The organism is Shimazuella soli (assembly GCF_022511585.1).
GTDB lineage: Bacteria > Bacillota > Bacilli > Thermoactinomycetales > Thermoactinomycetaceae > Shimazuella > Shimazuella soli.
The window spans coordinates 230,293-253,924 of record NZ_JAKWBN010000001.1 but is presented as its reverse complement, the minus strand read 5'-3'; the positions used below and the strand labels follow the sequence as shown (position 1 = coordinate 253,924).

Here is a 23,632-nt window from a genome sequence, read left to right as displayed (position 1 = left end):
AAAATGTTTTAAAAATTATTATCCTATACCGATTTAAAAATGTAAACATAAACATTCTATTCCGAAATAATCCTATGTTTTGTTACCTTGGTTGCTATTTTTGGATCGAAAATTACCAAGACGACGACGAAGACTAATGTAGAGGATGGATAACAAAATACCATCAATCGTTACAAGTGTATATGTTAAATACTCTTTTGTTTTGAATAATAAAACCAAACCAACTACCACACTGCCATATACTGCTATTTGAAAAGAGATCAACAATACCTTCCATACTTTTTGAAGATATAGACGGAATTGAAACTCTTCATTATTAAATAATTCCATAAACAGTAGTCCAACAATTCCTATCATCCAAAGGATAAAAGAAGTAATAAAAATGCGGGCAAAACCGCCGATAAAAGCATAGAAAAAATTAGATAACCATTCCACAAGCACTACTCCTAACTTTTACAGTTTTACTACTTCATTATGTTCCTAGCTTATTCCTTTTTCAAGGTGCATAGTTTTTCTTTGCTGTGAAATGTTAACGCTATATGGAGGTGAAAGCATGCAGGATAATACGAAAGCATCAAACGAACAAGAGACAAAAGAAATAGATACAGAGTTTGCAGAAGAACTAACTGGAGAAGAGCATGCTGTGAAAAAAGTCCAAAATGCTCTTTTTGAAATGTATGCACAAGCAGGATATCATGATAAAGAAAAAGAATAATAATCATTAATAGAATAAGTCCCTATTAACGGGGCTTTTTTATTCCTATTGTGCATAATCTTCCCAATTATTATTACTTTTATAAGATTGGAGAATGAAAATGGAAAATAAAAATGTATTTACTGATCTCGGTGGTGAACAAACCATTGCAGCCATTGTTCATGAATTTTACCACTTATTGGTGAATGATAAAAAACTAGCACATTATTTCCAAGATGCTAACATACACCAAATTCGAGTTAGTCACATCACGATGCTTGTAAGCTTTTTATTCGGGGGTCCAAATCGCTATCATGGAAAAAATATGAGAAAAATTCATCAGGGACTATACATTACTTCTGAAGAATATGAATTGGCAGTTAAACATTTTAAAAATGCCATGAGAAAATACAATACTCCGATCCCTCAAATGGCAAAAGTAGAGGCCCTACTTCGAGGAGTAAAGCCTCACATCATTATGAAATAAGGGAAATGCTGTGATATGGTTGTCCTAAATAATCAAGCAGTTCTATTTCTCTTGTATGACAAGTACATAGCAAGATTTGATGATTCTTTGCAAGTTTACCCAATAAAGGAAGAATAGAAGCTAGACGTTCTTTATCATAGTAAACAAAACAATCATCTAATAAAACAGGAAGCTGGTGTTTAGATTCAGAAGATAAATATTGAATTATAGACATTTTAAGGGCAAAAACCATTTGCATTAATGTTCCTGTACTCAATTGATCAATCTTCTCGGCCCTTCCAGTCTCTGGAACCCGTGCACTCAAACCTTCCCCTGAGAAGTCAGCATAAAGGCAATCATATCTGTTGTTGGTTACTGTTTTGATCCACGAAGATGAAACTTGCTGTAATATCGGAGCTACGTTTCCCTGCCGACTACGGTATGCCTCTTGCAGCACCTCATGCGCAACGTCAATTGCTCGTCTCTCTTCCTTTAATTGCTCGAGCTGTGCCTTTACTTGCTCCCATTCCACTTGAAGCAGTTGAAATCGATGCAGTTGAAGCTCCAATTCTTGTACAGTTTTTTTCTTTTCTCCAATTTGCATGCTATTAATTTGAATAGACTTATGTACGGTTTCTCTGGAAAGCCCTAGACTTACACTATCAATTTTGTTATCGGATATGTGGCAAAAAGCTCCTTGGTAACGCAAAACAACCTCTCTTTTACCTTCTACCCATTTTTGACGTAAGTAATTCCCTTCTCCTTTCTTTAAAATCGGCTGTTTTCGCAATAATTGTTCTAACTCCCATTCCACTTTTTCTACTGCTTGTGTTTGATCCCACCACTTACGAATAACCCCCACATCATTGGTTCCAACCCGATTTTTCCACCAATCTAAACGCTCTTGACATACTCTTCTTTCCGCTTTGTATTGGGATAAAAGCTTTTGACTTATTTGTATATTATAGTGACGTGTCATCTCTTGCTGCTTATTGGTATAAACAGAAATCACCTGAGGGATTCCCCAAATCAGACACATGAGAATAGAGAATAGGAAACCCCACATCGCAGAAATAAAAAAACTGCCGATTGTCACGAGAATACCAAAAAAAGTAGTCATGGGATAGATTGGTTTCCACCATGGACGGTATAAAGCAGCGGCATGTTGTTCATTTTGCACATCTTGCTCCAATTGGAGGATGCGCTTATCTAGTGTTTGGATTTGGTAATGCAGCCCGCTACACTCTTCCATATCTTCTGCTTGCATCCGAAAAGGTGGTTCTAGTTCTGCTCTTTTATCTTCTAATTTTTGTATCATCTTCTCTTGATCCAGGTGTAATTGTTGGGTACATTTCCATTCTTCTAATGCTACTTGAATTTTATCCAGACGATACCAATCTGCCTTACACTGCACGGAAACCGATATTCGCTGATGTTGCTCTGATAAAACTTGATATTCTTCCTCTAATCTTTCTTGTTCTTTTAATAAAAGTTGGAGTTCTACTCGAGCCTGTAAATATTCTTTTTGAATTTCCTTATTATTTTCCAATTTATTTTGTAATAACTTCTCTTTTTCTATCAGCATCCCAAAAGGTTTCTGTTTCGCATTTTCCGTCTTTCCTATTTCTTTTAACTGGTCATCTAAATAACCCAGTATTACGGACAATTCCACTTCTTCTCCCTGGTCAAGTAAACTATTTAATTTTTCCGCCAATTTCTGCTGCCATTTTTTTTCTTCTTTATCGAATCGTAATCCTATATCCGAATAAGAAGTAATATAAGCTGTTCGTCTAAATAACTCCCCAGATAAACCTATTTGAGTCTCCATAATCTTTCTTTCTTTTCTTTGATCAAACAAAAAATGCTGTTGCAATTCCTCACCAGTCTCTCGATTAATTAACTGCTCTTGTTCTCTTCCCTTAGAAAGATTTCGTACTAAACGGTAAGGTATGTCATGTAAAAGATAATCGATTTCTCCACCATACTGCTCTGTTAACCATGGCCTAAATCCAGCATACCAATCTGCTTCTCTTCTAACCCGTTTTCCTTCTTGAGCGCCTCCATATAATAAAGCATAAATTCCACGTAGCAAAGTAGATTTCCCAGATTCATTTGGAGCGTGAATGATATTGAGGCCAGGCTCAAAAGGGATGGTACGCTGCTTCAAACAACCAAATCCATGAAAATGAACACGTTCAATGATCATTGGTTTATCACTTCTCTTTCCAACGCATCTAAACCCCGATAAAGAGCTATTTGTAAAATTCGTTTTTGTCTCTCATCTGTTTCTTGCGCAATACGCTTTTCCATAATATGAACAAATGTACCGATTAAAGTCTGCTGATTCCGCAATTGTTGAAGGTTATATTCAGGTAGCGTCTTATCCTCATAAACGAGCCATTTATGATTTGTTTGCACCATCGTTTCTAGTTTGTTTAGCCAATGCTTATCCTCTCGACCGATGGAAGATCTACCTACTAACCGAATGCTAAGATAATCATCAGCAGCTTCCTTTTTTATTGCTGTCTGAACCAGTTGAGCTATATGAGCAAGAGTAAATCGGTTGGTTATATCTATTTCTAGTTCTTTGTATTTACGGGTATGTATGGGAATAGCTTCTAAGTTAACTCCTGTTTTACCGATCGTACCAAAAGTAAGATATCTCGATCCTGTTTCCTTCCAACTCCTCGCTTCTGGAGAGCCTGGGTAATGGATTATCGTTTCTTTGTTATTCTTCAACTGATAAGTCTGACGTTTATGTATGTGCCCAAGCGCAACATAATCAACTTCATGCTCCAGCAGTTCTTTCTCTAAAATCGGGAAATACAGAGAACTGTCTTCTCCAAAATCGCCATGAACTACATATATATGAGAAGATGCATCTTTCATAGGGGTAGGCAGAGAACTATGACGTTCAGAAAAGTCTACGAAACCTCTGCCAGATATATGTAGTTGATACTGAGGAAAGTAGAGTGTTTCCCATTGCCCTGAAAATATATACACATGATCAGGCCACACTTCTTGGACATATATAGAATCTTCTCGATATGGATCATGATTACCTGGACTTATAAAAATACGTGTTTCTGGTATTCGTTGCAGCTGATCAAAAACAAATTGGTATAAGCTAGAAGTAACAAATCCATGTTCCAAAAAATCTCCTGAAATAAACAGAAATGGAACAGATTTCTCTTTGACAAACGTGATAATCCTTTCAAATGTTTGTAAATATTCTTCCTGCCTTATCCAAATATGCTCCTTTTCCCACTTCCAGCCTTTGATTGGTGCTCCTAAATGCAAATCTGCTACATGTACAAAAGAAATAGTCTGCATAACTCCTCACCCGTGCATGTTTTTTTGTATTCTGACAAACGATAACGTAAAAAAGGTTGTGACGCTTATGCAACAAACAACACATCTCCTTAGAAAAATTCTCCTCCTAATTCTTCCATTCCTGCTAATTGGTATCAGTTTCGCAACTACCTATGCACAGGAGACAGCATCTATTGGTAATTTTCAAATCTGGTATGTCCAAGACGGCAAAAAACATGTAGTGAAAGAAAGCCCTACTGCAAAATATGAAATGGAACAGCTGTTAAACAAAATCGATCATCTAGCAGGTCTATCTTCCTTTCAGCTGCCTACTAGATATATTCTAGTTCAGTTTCATCATCCCGTTGTTCTTTCGGCTTTCTCGCCTATTAAGCATCCGTTTCAATCTGTCATTGTTACGATACCTAAAAATCACAACGAAATCGCTCGGCTATTAATCCGGAATTCTCAAGGAAGCTGGGTAGAATATCACACGGAACGCTCGCTATCTATTTTCTTACAACAAATAATCCCATCATCTCTTAAGGATGATGGGATTATTTAAAAAGGGAAATTAATCAATTTCAACAATTTTTAATTGAATGGTTCCAGATGGAACCGGAACATTGACGGTTTCGCCTACTTTTTTACCAATTAACTCTTTCCCAATTGGTGATTCATTTGAAATTTTACCTAGCTCAGGATTTGTCTCCGCACTACCAACTATATAATATGTTTCTGTATCACCATCAGGAATTTCTTGAATGGTTACTTTAGCCCCTACAGAAACAACCGTTTTATCAGTTTCACCAGGTTTTATGATCTTTGCATTTCTAATCATATTTTCAAGTGTCAATATTCTTGCTTCTATTAGACCTTGCTCTTCCTTTGCAGCGTCATATTCAGAGTTTTCACTTAGATCTCCTTGTGAAATTGCTTCTTTTAGACGTTCTGCTACTTCATGACGTTTCACTGTTTTTGCAAGTTCTAACTCTTCTTTTAGGTTTTGTAATCCCTCTTCCGTAAGTAAAACTTCTTTTTGATTAGACATTGCCGATTCCTCCTTAAAAAGACACAAACCATAGCTTTCTATTTGTTAGCATTATTTTCTAGTACAACCGTGCTACATGATATGTCACGTCCAAATACATTATGCCTATTTCTTCCTTACCTATCAAATTAAGAAACCGATTACAAAAAAGGGACTGCTAGTTATCTTAGCATATTTATGTTTATGAACCAAGTATTTTAATAATTTTTTTGTTTGACTACTTTTACTCCACCACCTTTAGCCCAAACTGCATGTTTAAACAAAGAAATACAATTTGGATGTGTATATTTATAAGAACAGAAGTAAGGTGAGAAATTTTTTCTATACAAAAGAGACTCCTATGACATATAATTATTTATTCGACATAATTATACAATTTTCCTGCTAAAACTTGTTATTTAATTGGTTTTTCCTAGTCAACACAATGAAAAAATCCCTAAAAAACTTAGGGACTTTTTTTAATTCGCAGAAAACCAATGTTTATATTTTTGATAAATAAATGATACGGAAAGTAGAATAATTCCTAATCCCATAAAAGAAAAAATGCGATATAACGTTGTCAAAAATGACAAATCAAAAAAGAAGATTTTTAAGATGGATAGCCCAAAAACACAGATCGACATAATTCGAACAGATTGTTTTTTCTGCCAAATACCTACCCATAGAAAGAAACAAGATAAAAGTAACCATGCAATCGATATCGATAACTGTTGTAAGTTTTTAAGTCGAATCACTTCTTCACTCTCATGAATGTAACGCAGCATATTAGCCTCAAATGTATCACTGATTTCCAACGTCACACAGAGGAAAACTGCTAGGACTCCAATAAAAAACAGTGTTTGTCGAATGTAGCGCAGATATAAGCTGTTTTTTATATCTTCGTTTTTCTTCATATACCGATAAAAGAAGAAAAGTATACCGATTGTACAAATCAATGACAAAAACCGCAAATTGATTATTGGAAAAAAATGATCATAAGAGTAAAACGTCAATCCGTGAAACAAAATGGGAATTGTTCCGATCCCAAGCGTAGACAAACCAAAATACATCAGCAAACGGTACCGCAAACGTACTCCCAATATATACATCGGAACACTCGAAAAGATCCAAACCAATACCAACGTGTAAAATTCAAGATTTTCAAGATACGAAGTGATAGGCAAATCCGTTATAGAGTGATGTAAATTAATTTGCTTGGTAAAACCATCTATAATTTCCACCGTCACCAATTCAAACAACAACACAACCATAGATAGAATGATGGATAATCGATACCATTTGTACCAAGGATGTTGCAGCCCTAGCTTTCTCCATAGGCGATATGATCCAAATATCAGTCCAATGGCAAGCATAAAAATGAACACACGGATATTCCAGACAGGAGTGAAATAATTTAGAGCAGGATATGTTCTACCGAGGATGACTAATTGGATCAACATAATACCTATTATCACATTGCTAACGATGAGAACAGAATTAACCCGTCTCTTTAAACCAAACCAGCCTAAGCTTGCAGCATAAACCATTAAACAAAAGGCCACCGATAAGTCTGTAATATAGCTGACATGACTTATATAGTCCCATTTCCCAAGCTTCATATACATATCTCTTGGGTATACATGCAAAAAGAAGAGTTGGCTCTCTACATAAATGCCTACTGCTAAAAGGATAGCCCATATGGCATGTAAGCTATTTCGGATAATCACAGCATTTTGTTGGTTATACAAATGTGCACTCCACAACAATACGATTACACCTATGAGATCATTCCATAAAACCCAATTGAATATTGGTTTCAGTTGACCCAATTCTCCAACTGTATAAATAAATATTACAAAAGTGGACAAACACATTAACCCTAGAACAAATCGTTCAACATAACGTACTTGATAACGTAGACCCCACCAAATCATTGCTCCTATCTCGATAGAAGCAACAAAAAGAAACGTCTGAAAGTGGAAATATACACCCGTTGCCACTAATAAAAAAAGGAGAAATGTAATACTTTGCCTTGCTGTTTGCCATTGATTTGCTTTTGATAACGTTTTACGAGCATAAAAATATACAATCGGAATAAGATACAAAATTGCAACCAATAACATGCATGTACTAAACCAGACACGATAATGCGCCGTATGCGGGAAATGCCAGATTAACCCAATTCCTAAAAGTATTGTATTGAAAATACTGACCATTTTTTCATACTTCGCAGCTCTCTCATGAAAGAGAATACGAAGATCAAATAGATAGAACACCAGCCAAAAAAACGTTAGCGAAACTAGAAATACAGTATGTTCCCCACTATTGGACGCGATACTCCATCCAAAGAATATTAGATAAGTAGCAATAAAGGACAGATAATACAGGATGGACCAACTTCGTTTCCTCCATACCAGAGCAGATATGCCAACAGTAACGAAAGCAAGATAACCCATCAATCCGAGGGTAGTGCCTCCACCAGGGAAAAGAAATGGTGTTGCATAAGCCCCGAACCACCCAATGATTGCAATAGGTAATGACTGATAATAAATCGCTTGCCAAAAACTTAGTGCGGTAACAAGTAACATCAAGATAATTGCAACTAACTGTGGTACCAGTTCATAAAAATGGTAAGCCGCAAATACAGAAGTGTATAAGACTGCTATTGCTGCCCCGACTAATCCTTGACTGAAGATTTTTAATCCTCTTTTGGCAAATCTCCCACCCATGAATAGTAAAATAAAGCCAAATACTGCCCCAATTGCAACTCTAGTAAACTCATTGATCCAATCATTATCGAAAGCGTACTTCATAAAAAACGCTGTACCTAGAAATAGCGCAACTGCACCGATCCAATTTAACCATTTGCCTCCAATTAATAACTCCCATTCCGTTTTTGTTCGAGATTTACGTTTTGGCTCTGAACCTTTGTCTGGTACTGTCTTTGGAGTCTCTAGTATTTTTGGCTTTTCTTCTTCTACAGGAGGACGAAAAATGGGAATCTGAGCAACTCTATCTTTCTCTTGTTTATCAATAGGTAAACCATCCTGAACTTCCTCCTGAACCTTATCCCGCCCTTTCGCTACATCTTCCAATTGCCTTTTTAAAATTTGTAGATGAAGGTCTAAATTTTCCACTTTTTCATCTAATGATTTGTTTCTTTTATAAAAGAAGTACAAAATAATGAAAACAAAAATAAAACCAAACATATCCCACATGTATTTACAAACACCTCCTTTTTGCATTGTACTATGTATCATAAATGAAACTTAAAAAAAACATAAAAAGTGACCAAAATGTAATCTGGTAGAAACATTATCACCTTCCAAATTGAAAAAAAATAACCCTTCTTCCATATAGAAAAGGGTAATAACTCTACTTGAGCAAAAATAGATACTAAAAATACCAAGCGAAGATATGTACGGCTGTAGCGTCCTTTGTTGCTCTTTACAACAGACGCGGAAGACGTACATATCAAGCCGATTTAACAAGAAATGTTAGTGAATTTGCTCATCTGGAGTAATAACTAAAGTTTCGCGATCAAAGGTACTTTACGTATGGAAAGCCAAGTCCCCACTTGTATAAAACTAAGAAATAAGAGCAACGGTTTTAAAGAGGCTATCGTATTTGTTTTCGCTAAAATAATCATGAAAATGATTAAGCTGATCAACCTTCCAAAGTTCATGACTATTTCTCTGGCCACCACATATTCCACTCTTAATTCTACAGCTTTTTCATGCGCACCAATTACATCATATGCGATTGAGATAGTCGGAGCATAGTAAAATGGGTAAAAAAGGTAAAGTCCAATACCATATAACATAACGGTCCATGTATTCCAATAGATTAAAAATGGGATAATCATCAGCCCCATCATTACAGAAGCTACAAGTACAGAATTCACTCTCCAAGCTGGCCTTAAATATTTACCTAGAAGTAAATAAGAAATAAGCGACACAATGGAAGCACCTGTGTAATAAGTTCCAAGTGTTAACTCATTTTTTGTAATGAAGTAAACCAATAGACCAGTAAAAAAAAGAAAAACTCCTTCTCGTAATCCTTGAAAAAAAGAGGATAATTGTACCCAAAACCAATTTGTGTTCGGTCGAAAAGAAATAACCATTACTTCCCTTAACCGAAATCTCCCCTCTGCCTTTCGCAATTTTAACCAAAAACTAACCACAACCGAAAGGGCAAAAATCCCCAGCGAAATACCAAAGATTATCCTATATCCTAAAAAGTGATCCACACGTGTAATGATAAATCCAGAAATTAATGGCGCTATCATTCCTGATAAAGAAGTGATAAAACCGCTTATTCCATTCATAACATCTCGATTATCTCGCTCTGAGATTTCGAAATACAATACATTATAAGACATCCAAAAAAAGCCACTTCCAAGTCCAAGAAAAAATCCAAGGGAAATTACATAGTCAATAGCTTTCGTGTCTAAAAGGAGAACCGTCAAATAAAAAAGAGCTTGCAGTGCCACTCCAATCCGAATAGAGATAACGCGATCAACTCGTTTGGTTATCCATCCAGCTAATATAAAAGTAACTCCAATAGCAAAATAATTAGCAAGATTGTACCAAGCAATCTTAAATAAATCATGGTTGATTTTCCATAAAAAAACATTCACAAAAGCATTAGACAAAGCAAAAGAAAAAGCATGCAATCCACTGACTCCCAGTAAGACCCATGCCTCACGATTTAATTTTTTTAAAAAGTCCATAGAGCCTCACCTAAATAATAGTCTGCCCAGGCCTTTATGGATTATGAATCTGAATCAGGTCTTCGAAATTGTAAAAAGACTAAAGATAACGCAAAACCTGCCAGTACACATAAGAAGTACACTCCAGTTAGCGGATAATCAACAATAAGATTTAAAATGGTAAGAACCAATACTGCAAGTCCAAATTGCGGATGGATGGCTTTTCGGACAAATAAGTATAAATAAACACCAAATATCCCATATACAGCACCTAAAGAACCAAAATATATTCCTTCCATTCCTGTTATGTACACTATTACAAAAGTCAACATTCCTGAAAACAGATAGATGAGAAGAAAAAATAACCGCCCTAATAGCCATTCAAGTTGAGGACCTAGGATATACAGAAAAAACAATCCTATCAGATAAGAAAAGATACTAGTATGCAAAAATATTGCTGTAAAAACTCTCCACCAATCTCCTGCCTGAATACGCCAACCTTCAACTGCACCATATTGGACCACAAGCGCATCCCCTGACACAGACCCACTATGAAACAAGAGCATCAAGTAGCATATCGTATGAACAATCATCAGGCTTGTAATCACTGGAAAAAAACGCGGGAATTGTTTGAGTGGAATGTGTGTGTGTCCAAACAAAATTAATCCTTCTTTCTCGGGATTACCTCTGCGATAGGTTGTCCCATCTTTATTGATATTCCTTTAGAAATGTTAGGTAACCAGTTGATCATGTTTGGTTCGAATATCAAAATAACGGTAGAACCAAATTCAAACCGTCCTAATTCCTCGCCTTTTTTCATCCGAATTGCCTTTGGATATATTTTTTTATTTTTTTGTTGTTTTCTCCCTGCATTTGTAGCAATTTCTTGATCATATGTCACTTTAATACTTCCCACATTCGTAGCACCAACCTTGACTAAAGCAACTTGTCCAAATTCGCTATCAATATAGGAAATAACACGTTCATTTTGTGTAAATAATCCAGGAAATAAACGAACTCCTGACTCATTTACTGGATATAAATTACCGGGAATATAGGTCAGCGATTCTATTTCACCGGAAATCGGACTATGTATACGATGATAATCACGAGGACTTAAATAAATGGTAGCAAATTGTCCATTAAAAAATTGATCTGTCTTACTGTCCCCTGCCAATAAATCTTCCAAACGATAAGATATTCCCTTAGCTTGAATAATCGTTCCTTCTTCTATTTTACCCATCTGCGTAATAACGCCATCAACAGGACTAGTTACTTTCTTTGGATCTGTGTCAATTGGTCGTGCTTCTGCATTTAATTCTCGTACAAAGAAATCCAATAAGCTCTCAAATTGATCTACAGGTTTTTTCACTGGATTAAGATCTATTTGAAACTTTTTAATATAAAAAGGAATAAAATGTCGACTAAAACGTTTTTTAGCCATACTTCCTACAAATCTAGATACGCCGTTTTTTGGTGTTATCTTCCAAAAAAAACGTGAAACACGGTCTTTCATCAGATGCCTCCACTTCTAAACGATTAAAAGGAAAAAAACGGATGGGAAGAAAAAAAACTACTTGGGCACAATACTTTCTAGGAGGTGATCGAATGAACAACAAATACAAAACCGATCCTGCTCACGCTCACAAGCATAACGCTGGTGCTAGTAAGTATCAGACAGAATTTGCTTCTGAATCTGCTACGAACACTCAGCTAGTAAGAGCTCAAAACGCTGCTTCTGCAAGTAGCCAAGCTCAAAACAGTGCTGCTGGTCAATATCAGACAGAATTCGCTTCTGAATCTGCTACCAATGCACACCAAGTAAGAGCTCAAAATGCAGCTTCTGCTCAGAACGCTCATTCTGCTGCAAGTACTGCAGGAGCTACTAGCAGTGCTGCTGGTCAGTATCAGACAGAATTTGCTTCTGAATCTGCTACCAATGCACACCAAGTAAGAGCTCAAAACGCTGCTTCTGCTCAGAACGCTCATTCTGCTGCAAGTGCTGCAGGAGCTACTAGTAGTGCTGCTGGTCAATATCAGACAGAATTCGCTTCTGAATCTGCTACCAATACACACCAAGTGAGAGCTCAAAACGCTCGTTCACAAAGCAAAAAAAGCAAAAACCAGTTTTAAGTAAGGTAGAAAATCCCAATTTTTTAAGTTGGGATTTTCTACTTTTTCATGATACAGTGTAACACAAAATCGTCAAACACAGTAGGTAGGAGAAGTGGGAATATTTTTTATCTTCAAATGCGAAATTTCCATAGCTTTTGCTATGGAAATATTTAAAAGTAACTATGTTTTTATTTTTTAGATCGCAAAAGATAACGTATAGCTTGACTAGTATTTACCGTCCGAATAAATTCCCGATCCATTTTTCTGCCTGTGTATAATAACAAATATCGAATTTGTTCTGGATTTAAATTTGGATTTAACTGCAACATCAATGCAATTGTACCTGACACATGGGGTACTGCCATCGAAGTGCCGCTCATTTCTTTTGTCGTCTGCCCTAACCAAGCAGAAGGGATTTTTTCTCCTGGAGCAGCGATATCCACACCTTTTCCCCTATTTCCAAAAGGCGAGATTCTATTGTTCATACCGATAGAAGTTACTGCAATTGTCTCCGGGAATCGCGCAGGAAAATCGATCGAATTTTTTAGCCCTTGATTTCCTGTAGCTGCTACCATTACAATTTTTTTTCGATGAGCAATCATAATAGCTTTTTTTAGCGATTCGCTCACCATTTCCATCCCAAAACTCATGTTAATAATGTGCATCCGCTTCTCGATGCACCAATTAATCGCACTGAGTAAATCAGATAAATTTGCACTTCCATTTTTGTTAAATGCTTTTACGGCATACAAACTTGCCCATGGTGCAACTCCAACTAGCCCCGTATTTCGCGATCTACCTGCAATAATCCCTGCTACGTGAGTTCCATGACCATTATAATCCATTGGTGGAAAACTTCTTGCCAAAATATTTATTCCACCTTTGTAATTACGATAAATTGCGGGGTGACTTGGATCAATGCCTGTATCAATAACAGCAATACGTATTCCTCGTCCTTTTACTTTCGTCCAAACCATCGGTGCTCCAATACGCTCTATTCCCCAAGGGAAAGTAGGTTTAACTGCATACGTACTGCCATGATACGAAGGTTCTGTTATATTTACACGTATGTCTTGCTCTGCATGTTCTACATATGGATGATTATCAACTTTTAATCGAGGATTTACCGATTCTCCAATCACCATCCCCAAATGAGGAAGATATTCGATTGGCGTGATGCCTTGCTTTTTTAACTCTCTGGAACATCTTACGAAGTCTGCTCCCTCTTTTAAATAAAAAATCCTTCTATTCCTAATATTTTGAGGGTTCCCATTCTCTGGTTCCATTTTCTTTCCCCCTCACTCATAAGCTGAATGGAGAATAGACTATAAAACAATTGATTCTCATTAGGATGGTGAAAAAATGAGTGATGATTATTTTGCAGAATTGGCAAAGCTAGCAAGTGATCTATCCAAAAAAACAAGTCAACTGGATGAGATGATGCAGGCTATTTATAATGTGAATGCATCGTTTGGTGATCGAGAAAAGTTGATGAAACTTATCAATCACATGGCAAAATTTAATAAGCCAAAACCAGATGCTTCCAAGACAGATACTCCTAAGACAGATACGCCTAAAACTGCCACACCCAGTAATCCATCCACTTCTGCTCCAAATGCTGGCCCAAAAGGTGATTTCATGTATGATTTGTTCAATTCACCTGCTATGATGTCGATCATTAAAGAGCATTACAATAAGAAAAAAAAGTAGTGAGCTTGTTAACATAAGATATGGGAAAGGAATCCTAACGGTATATGTAATCACCCAAGAAAGTGCCCTTTTTAGACGATAAAGAAAAAAGCCTACATTATTGTAGGCTTTTTAATAATATAGGTTTTTTCAAAACTTATTTTTGAGGTTTCCATTCGTTCGCAGAACACCCAGTCAATGAAAAGTCAACATCGCGACCAACCTCTTTGACTTGTTCGTAAAATTGAACTACACAAGCCAATGGATGAGTGACGTTATTTTCATCGATAAAAAACAATACCGATTCCCCTTCGCTGTCTTCATAAGTAAGATATAAAATGTCGTAATCCACTTGACCTTGGCGTTCATCTTCAATCGTAAAAACAGCTTCCTGACTGAGCAAAAACTGATCTTGCGGCCACTTTATCGTCTCATCTTCCAATTCAAATGTATGTTCTGTGTCGTTTAAGTTATATCTAGTTAGGAGACCATAAACAACAAGCTGTTCTTTGTCCGGTTTAAGTAAACCCATCACGAACCGCCCACTCTGTTCTTTTTTTCGCTTAAGAAGCGATTCTAAGTCAGTAAAAAACATTTCTCGTGCTGAAATTTGGAAATTCACATTGCTCCCATGAGAAAATACTTTCACGAAATTCACCCCTCGCTTCTGTTTCTTTTGTATGTATCAGGCTGATTATATCGAGGAGCGTTTTTCAAAGCAAGTAAATGAGCAGTGATCGAAATCACTGCTCATATCACCAAGTATTTAACTATATGTGCAAGAGTCTTAGAAAGCTCCGCCACCAAGTTGTTGCTCAGCTAAAGATACAAGACGTTTGGTGATTTCTCCTCCTACAGAACCGTTTGCACGAGAAGTAGTGTCAGGACCAAGTTGTACACCAAATTCTTGAGCGATTTCATACTTCATTTGATCAAGAGCTTGAGCTGCTCCTTGTACTAACAATTGGTTAGAATTGTTGCCACGATTTTGTGCCATGTTGTCTCACCTCCTCTCCGCTGGGTGTACTCTTATATTGCTTCTTTTTGCTTTGGAACATTCGTGTGAAAAACTGGAATTTCAATGACATTTGTTGGAAAATAAATAAAAAGCACGCTGTACATATTATATACAGCGTGCTTTTTGCTATTTAACTTATAAGATTCCTGCGCATTTCTTTATGTTGTTGTCTTAGTTTTTTCATTTCTTGGTGTAGGTCATATTGTTCCAAAAACTCATGTCGCTCTTTTGCAAGTAAGTATTCTTCCATTAATAGATCTATCTGCTTTTCCAGTGCTTTAAGCTCCTCCATCATGTCTTACTCAGCACCTCTATTCATCTAGATATATAAAAAGAATTAACTTGTCACATCGGTATATACCCTTTCTCGACATAAGATAAACATAAAATATCGAAATAGAGGAAAGTTTTTATTTAGTTTGAATGGGAAACGTTTTCTGATAGAATAGTAACATCATTCTTAAAAAGTTATACTTTTAAAGGTGGGATAACATCATGTCTGCAAACACACCACATATACCTGCTTTTTTAAAACAGTTTCGCTCCATGAAATTTGATCTTATGATCCAAGACTTACCTAAATTAAGTAGAGATCAATTGGAATTGTTAAAAAAAGAAATTGAAAATTTATTGGAGCAAAAAAATTAACCAGCCCTCAAGAAGAGGAGCTGGTTTTTTGCATAGTTTGAAAAAGCTGTCTCGCAATTACAGATGATCGAAAAAAGCGATACATCCCAAGAGCATGTACAGCTGAAAATAATTGTGTTCCCGATCGAATATGATTTTTTTCATCTAACCGAACATAATCATACTCTGTTAAAAGCTCTAATAGCGTTTCCGTTGTTTGATCTCCACTATAGGCTTGGAATAGATCATGAAATTTTGAAAGCTCTATGTAATCTTTTGCATTCCACTGTTTTTTTATATCCTTGTCCAATTGAGGATATATGAGTAGCCCCCAAAGAATGACTATTGCAGCTTGGGCTTGTTCAGACCATTGTTTATGTGGTGGATCTTCTAGTCTAGAAGTAAGCCCCCAGCGGATTTGATTTAAAGACAACAACTTAAGCACTCCTTTAATCTCTTATATCTCTATCATTTGTCCAATAATTTCCTTTTCATACTTCATTTCGCATATTTTATTAAATTTAGCCAGCTAAAATCATCATGTACAGCATGGAAAACACTTATGTTCATAATTGCTATCTTAATAGTGGAAAAGTTTGTGTCTTTTCTGTTATATTGTTAAGTAATAAAAATGTGAACATTGAAAGGAGTTTCTATATGCTGCTCGACCCAAAAAAAGGCAAATATTCCATAGAAGAAAATGAAAAAATTATAGAATTAGTAAATGAAGGAGTAAAAAAAGGGGAAAGAGAGCGAGATACCATCAAAGTTATAGCCAATACATTAAATCGTGGCTATGCAGGTATCATGTCCCATGTAAGAAAATTAAAATCAGAGCAACCATCACGCTTTGAAGTGATGGATGAACAATATAAAGATAATGCAGCACGATTAAATAGTTGGACTGAAACAGAAGAAGATATTGTGATTGATACGGTTAATAAACATCTTGGAGCTGGTAAGTCGTTATCTACAGCAATTTCCTCTTTAGAAGAAAAACTTTCACGTACGCAAGGGGCCATCTATCAGCGAATTTATACCCTCAGAAGAAAACAGCCAGAAAGATTTGCTCATCTACCTGCTGAACGGCCTAGAAAAAAAAGAAAGTTGCCCGAATGGCAAACCAATCGACCCATCATTCGCAATTTAGATCGCTCAGAAACGACCAATGAACAATTTCAAACGCCAAGTCTCTCCTCAATCTGGAACACAAATCCAACTCAAGAATCTCCATCCCAGACAGAAGAGACAATGATTTACCGAGCTTTTGAATCTCGTTATGGTCGTTTGACGTCAGAAGCAAAAGAAAAGTTAAATTTGCTAATGCGCCAGTATGGAGGAACACGCGTATCAATTTCTTTGCTGACTTTGAGTGAAGATAAAGCGTTTCCAAGCATTATTGCAGACTTTTTAGCGATGAAAATGCAAAGAGATACCTAAATTATTTTAAAAATGAACTTATCATATATATTGCTTCCCATGCAAGTTATTATAAAAATCTTCTTTATGCCAATCAACCTATGAAATCGTGGGAAAAAGTCGCTTGATGTGTGTCTTCCGCGACTGCCAACCAAAAAAACACAAAGGACTCTCCATCTACTCAGATCGAGACAAAGGCGATCTTGCTTGAGTATGTTAGCACAACCCGTATATTAGGAGCAAAGCGATTTACGACTTTGTGCTGTCTGAGGTGTACATCTGCGCTTTTAAGGTGAGTAATTCAACATTCTCTATACAGTATAGGAAAAAGAGTCTATTTATGGGATAGACTCTTCGTGCATCTGTGATGGTAAACCACATTTATTCTTTTGGTTGATTTTTTGGCCGCACTGGGATACTTGCATTGATGATGGTAGTTCTTTCTTTGGATTGAGGTACAATAGTAACCTGCCCTACAACATCGTATCCAAAATCATCACATAGCTCGATCAATTTAGTTTGAAATAATTTTAATTTCTTCTCATCAATATCTGATCTCTGGTAACTCAAGACAAGAGATAGACGATCGTCAGCAGTTACTGCTGTTGGTTCCTCTTTCTCTTTATTAAACATATTAAATAAGGTCAATGCTGTTTCACCTCGATTTCTTTTCACGCGATGTGAAACAATCGTTTAATCCGCGAAATAAGCGTACCTTCTTCTAATTCGAGGAAAGGCACATCCTCACCTGACAATCTTCGAGCGATGTTAGAAAAAGCTTTACCAGCATATGATTTACCATCCAATATGACAGGCTCCCCTGTATTTGATGAACGAATTATTCTGCGATCCTCTGGAACTACACCCAATAAATTAATAGCTAAGTGATTTTTAACACGATCTACACTCAGCATATCACCGTCTTTTACCATATCTGGCTGTACACGATTTACAACAAGATCAATCTGGTCTAAATTTGCTGATTCCAAGAGACCAATTACTCTATCAGAGTCCCTGACAGATGGTATTTCTGGGTTTACCACAAGTATTGCCCTGTCAGCAGCAGCAATAGCATTTCGAAAGCCACCTTCTATACCTGCTGGAGAGTCAATTAAAATAAAATCAAATTCTTTACGCAACTCATTTACCACTTGTTTTACTTGACTTGGAGATACTTCTTCTTTGTAGCGGGTTTGGGCTGCTGGGAGTAATGCTAAGTCGGGATACTCTTTGTGGCGGACCAAAGATTGTCTAAGTTTGCTAACTCCTTCAATAACATCCACAATGTCATATACAATACGATTTTCTAAACCCAACATGAGATCTAATTTTCGTAATCCAATATCTGTATCCACCAAACAAACTCGATGTCCTAATTGGGCTAAACCTAGACCTACGGAAGCTACTGTAGTAGATTTTCCCACTCCTCCCTTTCCACTAGTAATAGTAATTGCTACTGATCTCTGGCTCATCTACGTACTCCTTTCTGGAGAAGTCAGTGTTATTTTTCCTTTGACTGATTAATTAAAAATGGAACCTACACAATATTCGCCCAGAAGGTGATTTTTCCTGAATTCGACAAATATTGTTTAATCCCTCTATAAAATGGTAAATTTAGTAATAATTTTTTTGACAATTTCTGCACTGCCTATCATCTTCACCTACTTGATGGGCACAATAAGGACATAAATAAATGAGCAAAGATGATGGTTCAGAAAATGGGGTAGTTTGATGACCCACTGGAGATAAACCATCGGAATAAGAAAACTTATTTTCATTTTTCACTTTTTCTATTTCCATATCAATGCTTTTCATTTCTCTTTGTACAAATTGCAGACGCTCTAACCCACTTTTCAGTGCTTTGTTGATACTGACATTCTGTTCTTTTTCCCATTCGGTAAAAGCTATCCAGCCGATTTCTTCAGCTATCTGATCCGCTTCTCGTTTCTTTTCTTTACGTTTGTAATTTAGTTTGCTCAGCTCAATCATTCGTTTGGATGCATGACTCGTCTCTGCAACACTTTTTCCAATTTTATTTCGCAAATCCTCGAATAAATTCACTATCCCAAAAAACCCCGCTTTCCTATCTTTTATATAAAAGGTGGTGCTTCTTGAATGTCAAGTATTATCGCATGATGAAAAAGCTTTTGCTGTGGAAAACTATGTGTAAACTGTAAAAATGGAGCAAAAAAGCTAATCTATTACCTTTTTTTTCTTGTAATTAGATCATTTGGTACTTTTATTTCTTTGGAGACAGACCGAGCAATGAGATGTGAAACTTGGAATAACAATTGCTCAATCTGCTGCTCGGTTTTAAAATACTCGCCGATCAGGGGATGATCATTTAGCTTTTCTTGATAATACTCCATTTTTTCTTTCGCTTCATGATAATTGGGATGAAAAATACCAAATCTTTTTGTTTCCTCAAAGTCTTCCTTTACTTTTTCAAAAGATTTTATCAACATTTGAGCTTCTGCATTTGTATGGATTTCTTTTTTCAATTCGAGATACCGCTTTACTTCATTTGAATCATTTATTTGATTGCCCAATTGCTCAGCAGCTTCCATTAATTCATTTAAATCAAACGTACTCATCATGTTTCCCTCCACTTGCTTTATTGTATCACAAAGTGCCCTCCTAAGAATGCTCAGGAGGGCTATATGCAAGGAAGGGGGAAGCAATAAAAAACGCTTCCCCTATTATTTATGATCGTCCTTACAAAATTATCCCCAAGATATTCCTATTAAGTTGAATTTGTGCTGCACATAATAAAGAGAAATACCCCTAAGTAGGCATTTTCAACTAAATTGGATAATATTTCTAATTAATACGTGATATTTGGAAATTACTAAACACGAACTATGAAGAAATTTATCAAAACATCAGATGATCTATAGTCTTCTTATGTTATAATTTTATCTGATACTTACTTTTTAGGAGGTTGTCCATCATTGGATAGTGACCATGACCTGGTTAGTCTCATCTTACAACTAGCACTCGTATTTTTCCTTGTTTTATTAAATGGTTTTTTTGTAGCATCTGAATTTGCAATGGTAAGAGTTCGTTCTACCCGAATTGCTCAACTAACCGAAGAAGGAAACGTAAGTGCAAAATTAGCACAGAGAGTGTTGCTCGACCTCGATGCCTATTTATCTGCTACACAGCTAGGCATCACCTTAGCTTCATTAGGTCTTGGTTGGGTTGGAGAAAGTGTAATTGCTGAGTTATTAAAACCAATACTAGATAATTTCCATATTTCCAACAGCGTCTTACATATCATTTCCAGTATTATTGCCTTTATCGTGATTACCTTTCTACATATTGTACTAGGTGAAATGGCACCAAAATCACTTGCGATCAGGAAAGCTGAAGGCACAACTTTGCTTGTTGCAAGACCAATGCAAATCTTTTTTGTCGTCTTCAGGCCGGCTATTTGGTTATTAAATCATTCTGCTAACCTCATCTTAAAATTGTTAGGTGTACCTTTAGAAAAAGACCACCAACAAGCTCATACAGAAGAAGAAATCCGCATGCTTGTCGAGCAGAGTCATAAAAGTGGAATGATCGATCAGACGGAGCTTTCCCTTTTTGATAATATCTTTGAATTCGCAGATCGCGTTGGGCGTGAAGTCATGGTGCCGCGTGTAAATATGGTTTGTATTTATGTAGGAGACGATCTCGCCTCCAACATTGAAATTATAAAAGAGAGTCAATTTACCCGCTTTCCTCTATGCGGAAAAGATAAAGATGACATCATCGGAATTATTCACATACGGGATGTCTATGAACGAATTATTGAATCTGAAGATGTTCAACTATCGCAAATCGTTCGTCCAGCCATTTTAGTCCCGGAAACGATGGAAATCAAAGATATCCTAGCAACACTGCAAAAAAACAAAACGGAAATGGCCATTGTTGTGGATGAGTACGGCGGCACTTCTGGTCTTGTTACATTAGAAGATATCATTGAGGAAATCGTCGGGGAAATCCAAGATGAATTTGACGATGAACGACCCTTTTTCCAACAAAAAGGAGTCGAGACTTCCATTGATGCTCGATTATTGATTGAGGAAGTAAACGACTATTTCCATATCGACATTGAAGATGATGACAATGATACGATCGGGGGTTGGGTGTTCTCCCGTCTGCAAGAAGTACCCAAGGTGGGAAAATTTGTAGAATACGATGGCCTGACGTTTACGGTCCAAGAAATGGATCACAACAGCGTTACTCGTCTTTTAGTAGTCCGAAAAATCCCCCTCGAAGATAATCCACTGGAAAATGAAACTGATAAACTAGAAGTGAATCATCAGTAGCCGCGAAAAGCCGTTTGAATGAAATCAAACGGCTTATTTCCCAGACATTTTATTGTAAATTATAGGAATATTTGAAAAGTAATTGGAGGAAAGAAAATGGAAACTTTGGCATGGATCATCATTCTTTTGATCACAGTAATGCTTGTCACCACTATACAAAAGTATAATAAGTTGGAACAACGGTTAATTCAAAATGAAAAATTGATTCATCTCCTTGTAAACCGATTAGGCATTGATGCAGACTTAATGACGGAATTAGAAACCTCCCCTTATGAAAATAAAAAAATAAAACCCATCAAATACCACGATGAAGATCTAGCTGAGCTTCTACAAAACCGAAAAGAAGAGAGGATACAACGTCAGAAAGAAATCGATGCACAACTTTTAGAATTGGTTCAAGAGGGCAAAAAAATAGAAGCGATTAAACGTGCAAGAGAAAAATATGACCTTGGTTTAAAAGAGGCAAAAGATTATGTGGAAAATATAGAAAGAAAATGGAATTCTTAAAAAAGTGACCGACTGCCTTTACTTAAAGGATAAACAAGTCGGTCTTTTCTTTTACTTTTGAATATGTTGGTAAAACATAGCAATTCGATCAATTCGATTGGTCCATATCCAGCCTGAATAATCCTTCGGCAGTCGTTTTATATCTTCTGCTGTATCAAATCCACTGGAAAACTCACTCCCGTCTCCCCCTACGACAATAACTCTCGTATTTGCTTGATCCATCCGCTTAAGAAACTTATTCGGCCAACCCCATAGCCAAGGCCCGATTTTTTCAGGAATATGTAACTCTGTATGCTCACAAGCACTTGGAACATATCCTGTCCATCCCAATGCGATATAGGGAATCAGACAGCTTTTCATCGTTGCTTTGGACATTACTCGCATATTTGGAAGCTTTTCTTTTAAAGCAGCAATAGGCTCGTCACCACCATACACGGTTAGCTTGCTTTGCCTCTCTTTTGAAAGTTTGGATAAATAAGATGCCAGCAGCTCTCCTTCTTTTGGGTCACTACTTTTTACATCAATCAGAAGTTCTTGATTTGGAAAATGGTCCAAGACTTCTGTCAAAGACGGCATCAGTCCAATTCCCTTCCCACGAAATGGATATGTTTTTCCATTGTCAGCAGTATATCCATAGCCAATATCTACTTTCTTTAATTCTGCCATCGTATAATCCTTTGTTACGCCATGGACATTGGTGCGGCAATCTAATGTCCAATCGTGAAAAATAGCAAATTGCTTATCCTTTGTCTCATGAACATCAAGTTCTACCATATCCGCTCCATCATGAAAAGCCTTTTCCATCGAAGCAATTGTATTTTCCAAATAGGGATACTCTGGTGAAAAGATGCGTTTAGCCGTGCAGGTATCATTTTTGATTCCTGCCATAGAAAAGGTTTGAGCAAGACCACGGTGTGCCAATAATTTTGGTTTCTCACTCAATGGCTTACTAAAGATGGAAGTATTGTTAAAGTAAATAAAGGCAATCAAAACAACGAATATGAGAAAAACCTTGCTTTTTATAATTTTTATTAATCTATTCACCTTGCTAAGCCCTCCCAGATGATATTCAATTTTCGCTGAAATAGCTCCATCATTGTTTCAGCATGCAGCGATGCTGATTGAGTCAAAAGTGTATGGATAAAAATATCTACCAAAATAGAAGCCGCCGTATCGCTATCCCAATTTTTGAAGCGCTCATTGTTTTCTTTCTCTTCGTCAATCAATTGAGCCAATGCAGTCTGAAACTTTCTGAGGTTGTTTGATTCTGTTTCTGTACGAACAGTGGATCGAATGGTTTCCTCCAATGTGAGGCCGAGTAAATCTGGATATTTGAAATAAATCATCACCAATTCTCGAAAGATATGAAGTACCCGTTCTTTCAGCGACCCTTCTGGATGAAGTTGTATAACTTCATTTAAACGGTTCATATATGTATCCGTGATATACAATAAGATATGTTCTTTTTTGGGGAAATAATTAAAGAAAGTACCCTTTGCAATCCCACAGGCTATCGTGATTTCCTCTACCGTTACATTTTCATATCCTTTTTGTTTAAACAGAGCAATGGCATGTTTGATAATAGATTCTCTCGTTTGCTTTTTTCGGTTTTCTCTTAGCATCCCCAATCTCCTTATAAAAAATGACCATGGTCAATTATGACTATGGTCATTTTAATGTTTCTTTTCCATTTATGCAATAAATATTTTGTGTACAGAAGCCGCTAGA

The 23,632-nt window shown here is 36.6% G+C and carries 28 protein-coding genes; 9 read left to right on the top strand and 19 right to left on the bottom strand.

The annotated features are described in order from the left end of the window. Positions 1-72: 72 nt before the first annotated feature. Positions 73-435, bottom strand: a complete 363-nt coding sequence (locus MK805_RS01410) for a hypothetical protein (protein ID WP_240873403.1) — start codon at positions 433-435, stop codon at positions 73-75. Positions 436-553: 118 nt separating this feature from the next. On the opposite strand from MK805_RS01410, the gene MK805_RS01405 reads away from it, so the two are divergent. Then, a complete protein-coding gene (locus MK805_RS01405) occupies positions 554-715 on the top strand; it encodes a hypothetical protein (RefSeq protein WP_240873402.1) in 162 nt (53 codons plus the stop codon). Positions 716-815: 100 nt separating this feature from the next. After that, positions 816-1,181 carry a group I truncated hemoglobin gene (locus MK805_RS01400; protein ID WP_240873401.1) on the top strand — a complete coding sequence of 122 codons (366 nt, stop codon included), beginning with the start codon at positions 816-818 and terminating at the stop codon, positions 1,179-1,181. Here the strand turns inward: MK805_RS01400 and MK805_RS01395 are convergent. Both MK805_RS01395 and MK805_RS01390 read right to left on the bottom strand, forming a co-directional pair. Then, entirely contained in the window at positions 1,171-3,366 is a 2,196-nt protein-coding gene (locus MK805_RS01395; RefSeq protein ID WP_240873400.1) for an ATP-binding protein, read from the bottom strand. The two genes, MK805_RS01400 and MK805_RS01395, sit on opposite strands and share 11 nt — an antisense overlap. After that, positions 3,363-4,493 carry a metallophosphoesterase family protein gene (locus tag MK805_RS01390; RefSeq protein ID WP_240873399.1) on the bottom strand — a complete coding sequence of 377 codons (1,131 nt, stop codon included), beginning with the start codon at positions 4,491-4,493 and terminating at the stop codon, positions 3,363-3,365. The genes MK805_RS01395 and MK805_RS01390 overlap by 4 nt, the downstream gene beginning before the upstream one ends. Before the next feature lie 67 nt (positions 4,494-4,560). On the opposite strand from MK805_RS01390, the gene MK805_RS01385 reads away from it, so the two are divergent. Further along, positions 4,561-5,037, top strand: a complete 477-nt coding sequence (locus MK805_RS01385) for a hypothetical protein (RefSeq protein WP_240873398.1) — start codon at positions 4,561-4,563, stop codon at positions 5,035-5,037. Between the two features lie 9 nt (positions 5,038-5,046). Here MK805_RS01385 and greA read toward each other — a convergent pair whose 3' ends face one another. From greA to asd, 5 genes are all read right to left on the bottom strand, one after another. Next, positions 5,047-5,523 carry a transcription elongation factor GreA gene (greA, locus tag MK805_RS01380; protein WP_240873397.1) on the bottom strand — a complete coding sequence of 159 codons (477 nt, stop codon included), beginning with the start codon at positions 5,521-5,523 and terminating at the stop codon, positions 5,047-5,049. A 458-nt stretch (positions 5,524-5,981) separates the two neighbouring features. Continuing rightward, positions 5,982-8,720, bottom strand: coding sequence for a DUF2339 domain-containing protein (locus MK805_RS01375; RefSeq protein ID WP_240873396.1), 2,739 nt, complete (start codon positions 8,718-8,720; stop codon positions 5,982-5,984). A 308-nt stretch (positions 8,721-9,028) separates the two neighbouring features. Then, positions 9,029-10,234 (bottom strand): MFS transporter, encoded by a 1,206-nt coding sequence (locus MK805_RS01370; RefSeq protein ID WP_240873395.1) that lies wholly within the window; start codon positions 10,232-10,234, stop codon positions 9,029-9,031. A 41-nt stretch (positions 10,235-10,275) separates the two neighbouring features. Next, positions 10,276-10,872 carry a rhomboid family intramembrane serine protease gene (locus MK805_RS01365; RefSeq protein ID WP_240873394.1) on the bottom strand — a complete coding sequence of 199 codons (597 nt, stop codon included), beginning with the start codon at positions 10,870-10,872 and terminating at the stop codon, positions 10,276-10,278. Between the two features lie 2 nt (positions 10,873-10,874). Then, the gene (gene asd, locus MK805_RS01360) at positions 10,875-11,729 is read right to left on the bottom strand and encodes an archaetidylserine decarboxylase (protein WP_240873393.1); all 855 of its coding nucleotides are present in this window, start codon (positions 11,727-11,729) and stop codon (positions 10,875-10,877) included. Positions 11,730-11,821: 92 nt separating this feature from the next. Here asd and MK805_RS01355 point away from each other — a divergent pair, with 92 nt between their 5' ends. Next, positions 11,822-12,346, top strand: coding sequence for a gamma-type small acid-soluble spore protein (locus tag MK805_RS01355; RefSeq protein ID WP_240873392.1), 525 nt, complete (start codon positions 11,822-11,824; stop codon positions 12,344-12,346). Between the two features lie 170 nt (positions 12,347-12,516). Here the strand turns inward: MK805_RS01355 and MK805_RS01350 are convergent, their stop codons facing one another. Beyond that, positions 12,517-13,614, bottom strand: coding sequence for a S8 family peptidase (locus MK805_RS01350; RefSeq protein ID WP_240873391.1), 1,098 nt, complete (start codon positions 13,612-13,614; stop codon positions 12,517-12,519). 76 nt (positions 13,615-13,690) lie between these two features. Between MK805_RS01350 and MK805_RS01345 the strand changes: the two genes are divergently transcribed. After that, complete coding sequence (locus MK805_RS01345; RefSeq protein ID WP_240873390.1) at positions 13,691-14,038, top strand: hypothetical protein; 348 nt, start codon at positions 13,691-13,693, stop codon at positions 14,036-14,038. Positions 14,039-14,174: 136 nt separating this feature from the next. Here the strand turns inward: MK805_RS01345 and MK805_RS01340 are convergent, their stop codons facing one another. The 3 genes from MK805_RS01340 to MK805_RS01330 all read right to left on the bottom strand — a co-directional run bounded on the left by MK805_RS01340 (position 14,175) and on the right by MK805_RS01330 (position 15,330). After that, entirely contained in the window at positions 14,175-14,666 is a 492-nt protein-coding gene (locus MK805_RS01340; protein ID WP_240873389.1) for a hypothetical protein, read from the bottom strand. A 138-nt stretch (positions 14,667-14,804) separates the two neighbouring features. Further along, entirely contained in the window at positions 14,805-15,014 is a 210-nt protein-coding gene (locus MK805_RS01335) for an alpha/beta-type small acid-soluble spore protein (protein ID WP_240873388.1), read from the bottom strand. Between the two features lie 151 nt (positions 15,015-15,165). After that, on the bottom strand, positions 15,166-15,330 hold the full coding sequence (locus tag MK805_RS01330; RefSeq protein WP_240873387.1) for a hypothetical protein: 165 nt from the start codon (positions 15,328-15,330) through the stop codon (positions 15,166-15,168). Between the two features lie 200 nt (positions 15,331-15,530). On the opposite strand from MK805_RS01330, the gene MK805_RS01325 reads away from it, so the two are divergent. Then, entirely contained in the window at positions 15,531-15,683 is a 153-nt protein-coding gene (locus MK805_RS01325) for a hypothetical protein (protein ID WP_240873386.1), read from the top strand. Positions 15,684-15,690: 7 nt separating this feature from the next. Here the strand turns inward: MK805_RS01325 and MK805_RS01320 are convergent, their stop codons facing one another. After that, positions 15,691-16,095 (bottom strand): hypothetical protein, encoded by a 405-nt coding sequence (locus MK805_RS01320; protein WP_240873385.1) that lies wholly within the window; start codon positions 16,093-16,095, stop codon positions 15,691-15,693. A gap of 224 nt (positions 16,096-16,319) precedes the next feature. Here MK805_RS01320 and MK805_RS01315 point away from each other — a divergent pair, with 224 nt between their 5' ends. After that, on the top strand, positions 16,320-17,102 hold the full coding sequence (locus MK805_RS01315) for a hypothetical protein (protein WP_240873384.1): 783 nt from the start codon (positions 16,320-16,322) through the stop codon (positions 17,100-17,102). Between the two features lie 360 nt (positions 17,103-17,462). Here MK805_RS01315 and MK805_RS01310 read toward each other — a convergent pair whose 3' ends face one another. The 4 genes from MK805_RS01310 to MK805_RS01295 all read right to left on the bottom strand — a co-directional run bounded on the left by MK805_RS01310 (position 17,463) and on the right by MK805_RS01295 (position 19,678). Then, positions 17,463-17,714, bottom strand: coding sequence for a hypothetical protein (locus MK805_RS01310; RefSeq protein ID WP_240873383.1), 252 nt, complete (start codon positions 17,712-17,714; stop codon positions 17,463-17,465). A gap of 38 nt (positions 17,715-17,752) precedes the next feature. Next, a complete protein-coding gene (gene minD / locus MK805_RS01305) occupies positions 17,753-18,553 on the bottom strand; it encodes a septum site-determining protein MinD (RefSeq protein WP_240873382.1) in 801 nt (266 codons plus the stop codon). A gap of 142 nt (positions 18,554-18,695) precedes the next feature. Then, complete coding sequence (locus MK805_RS01300) at positions 18,696-19,142, bottom strand: hypothetical protein (RefSeq protein ID WP_240873381.1); 447 nt, start codon at positions 19,140-19,142, stop codon at positions 18,696-18,698. 140 nt (positions 19,143-19,282) lie between these two features. Continuing rightward, positions 19,283-19,678, bottom strand: coding sequence for a YlbF/YmcA family competence regulator (locus tag MK805_RS01295; RefSeq protein WP_240873380.1), 396 nt, complete (start codon positions 19,676-19,678; stop codon positions 19,283-19,285). 354 nt (positions 19,679-20,032) lie between these two features. Here MK805_RS01295 and MK805_RS01290 point away from each other — a divergent pair, with 354 nt between their 5' ends. Next, positions 20,033-21,397 carry a hemolysin family protein gene (locus MK805_RS01290; protein WP_240873379.1) on the top strand — a complete coding sequence of 455 codons (1,365 nt, stop codon included), beginning with the start codon at positions 20,033-20,035 and terminating at the stop codon, positions 21,395-21,397. Positions 21,398-21,493: 96 nt separating this feature from the next. Then, the gene (locus MK805_RS01285; RefSeq protein ID WP_240873378.1) at positions 21,494-21,904 is read left to right on the top strand and encodes a ribosomal protein L7/L12; all 411 of its coding nucleotides are present in this window, start codon (positions 21,494-21,496) and stop codon (positions 21,902-21,904) included. Between the two features lie 51 nt (positions 21,905-21,955). Here the strand turns inward: MK805_RS01285 and MK805_RS01280 are convergent, their stop codons facing one another. Continuing rightward, complete coding sequence (locus MK805_RS01280; RefSeq protein WP_240873377.1) at positions 21,956-22,948, bottom strand: glycerophosphodiester phosphodiesterase family protein; 993 nt, start codon at positions 22,946-22,948, stop codon at positions 21,956-21,958. Continuing rightward, positions 22,945-23,526 carry a TetR/AcrR family transcriptional regulator gene (locus MK805_RS01275; RefSeq protein ID WP_240873376.1) on the bottom strand — a complete coding sequence of 194 codons (582 nt, stop codon included), beginning with the start codon at positions 23,524-23,526 and terminating at the stop codon, positions 22,945-22,947. The genes MK805_RS01280 and MK805_RS01275 overlap by 4 nt, the downstream gene beginning before the upstream one ends. Positions 23,527-23,632 lie beyond the last annotated feature (106 nt).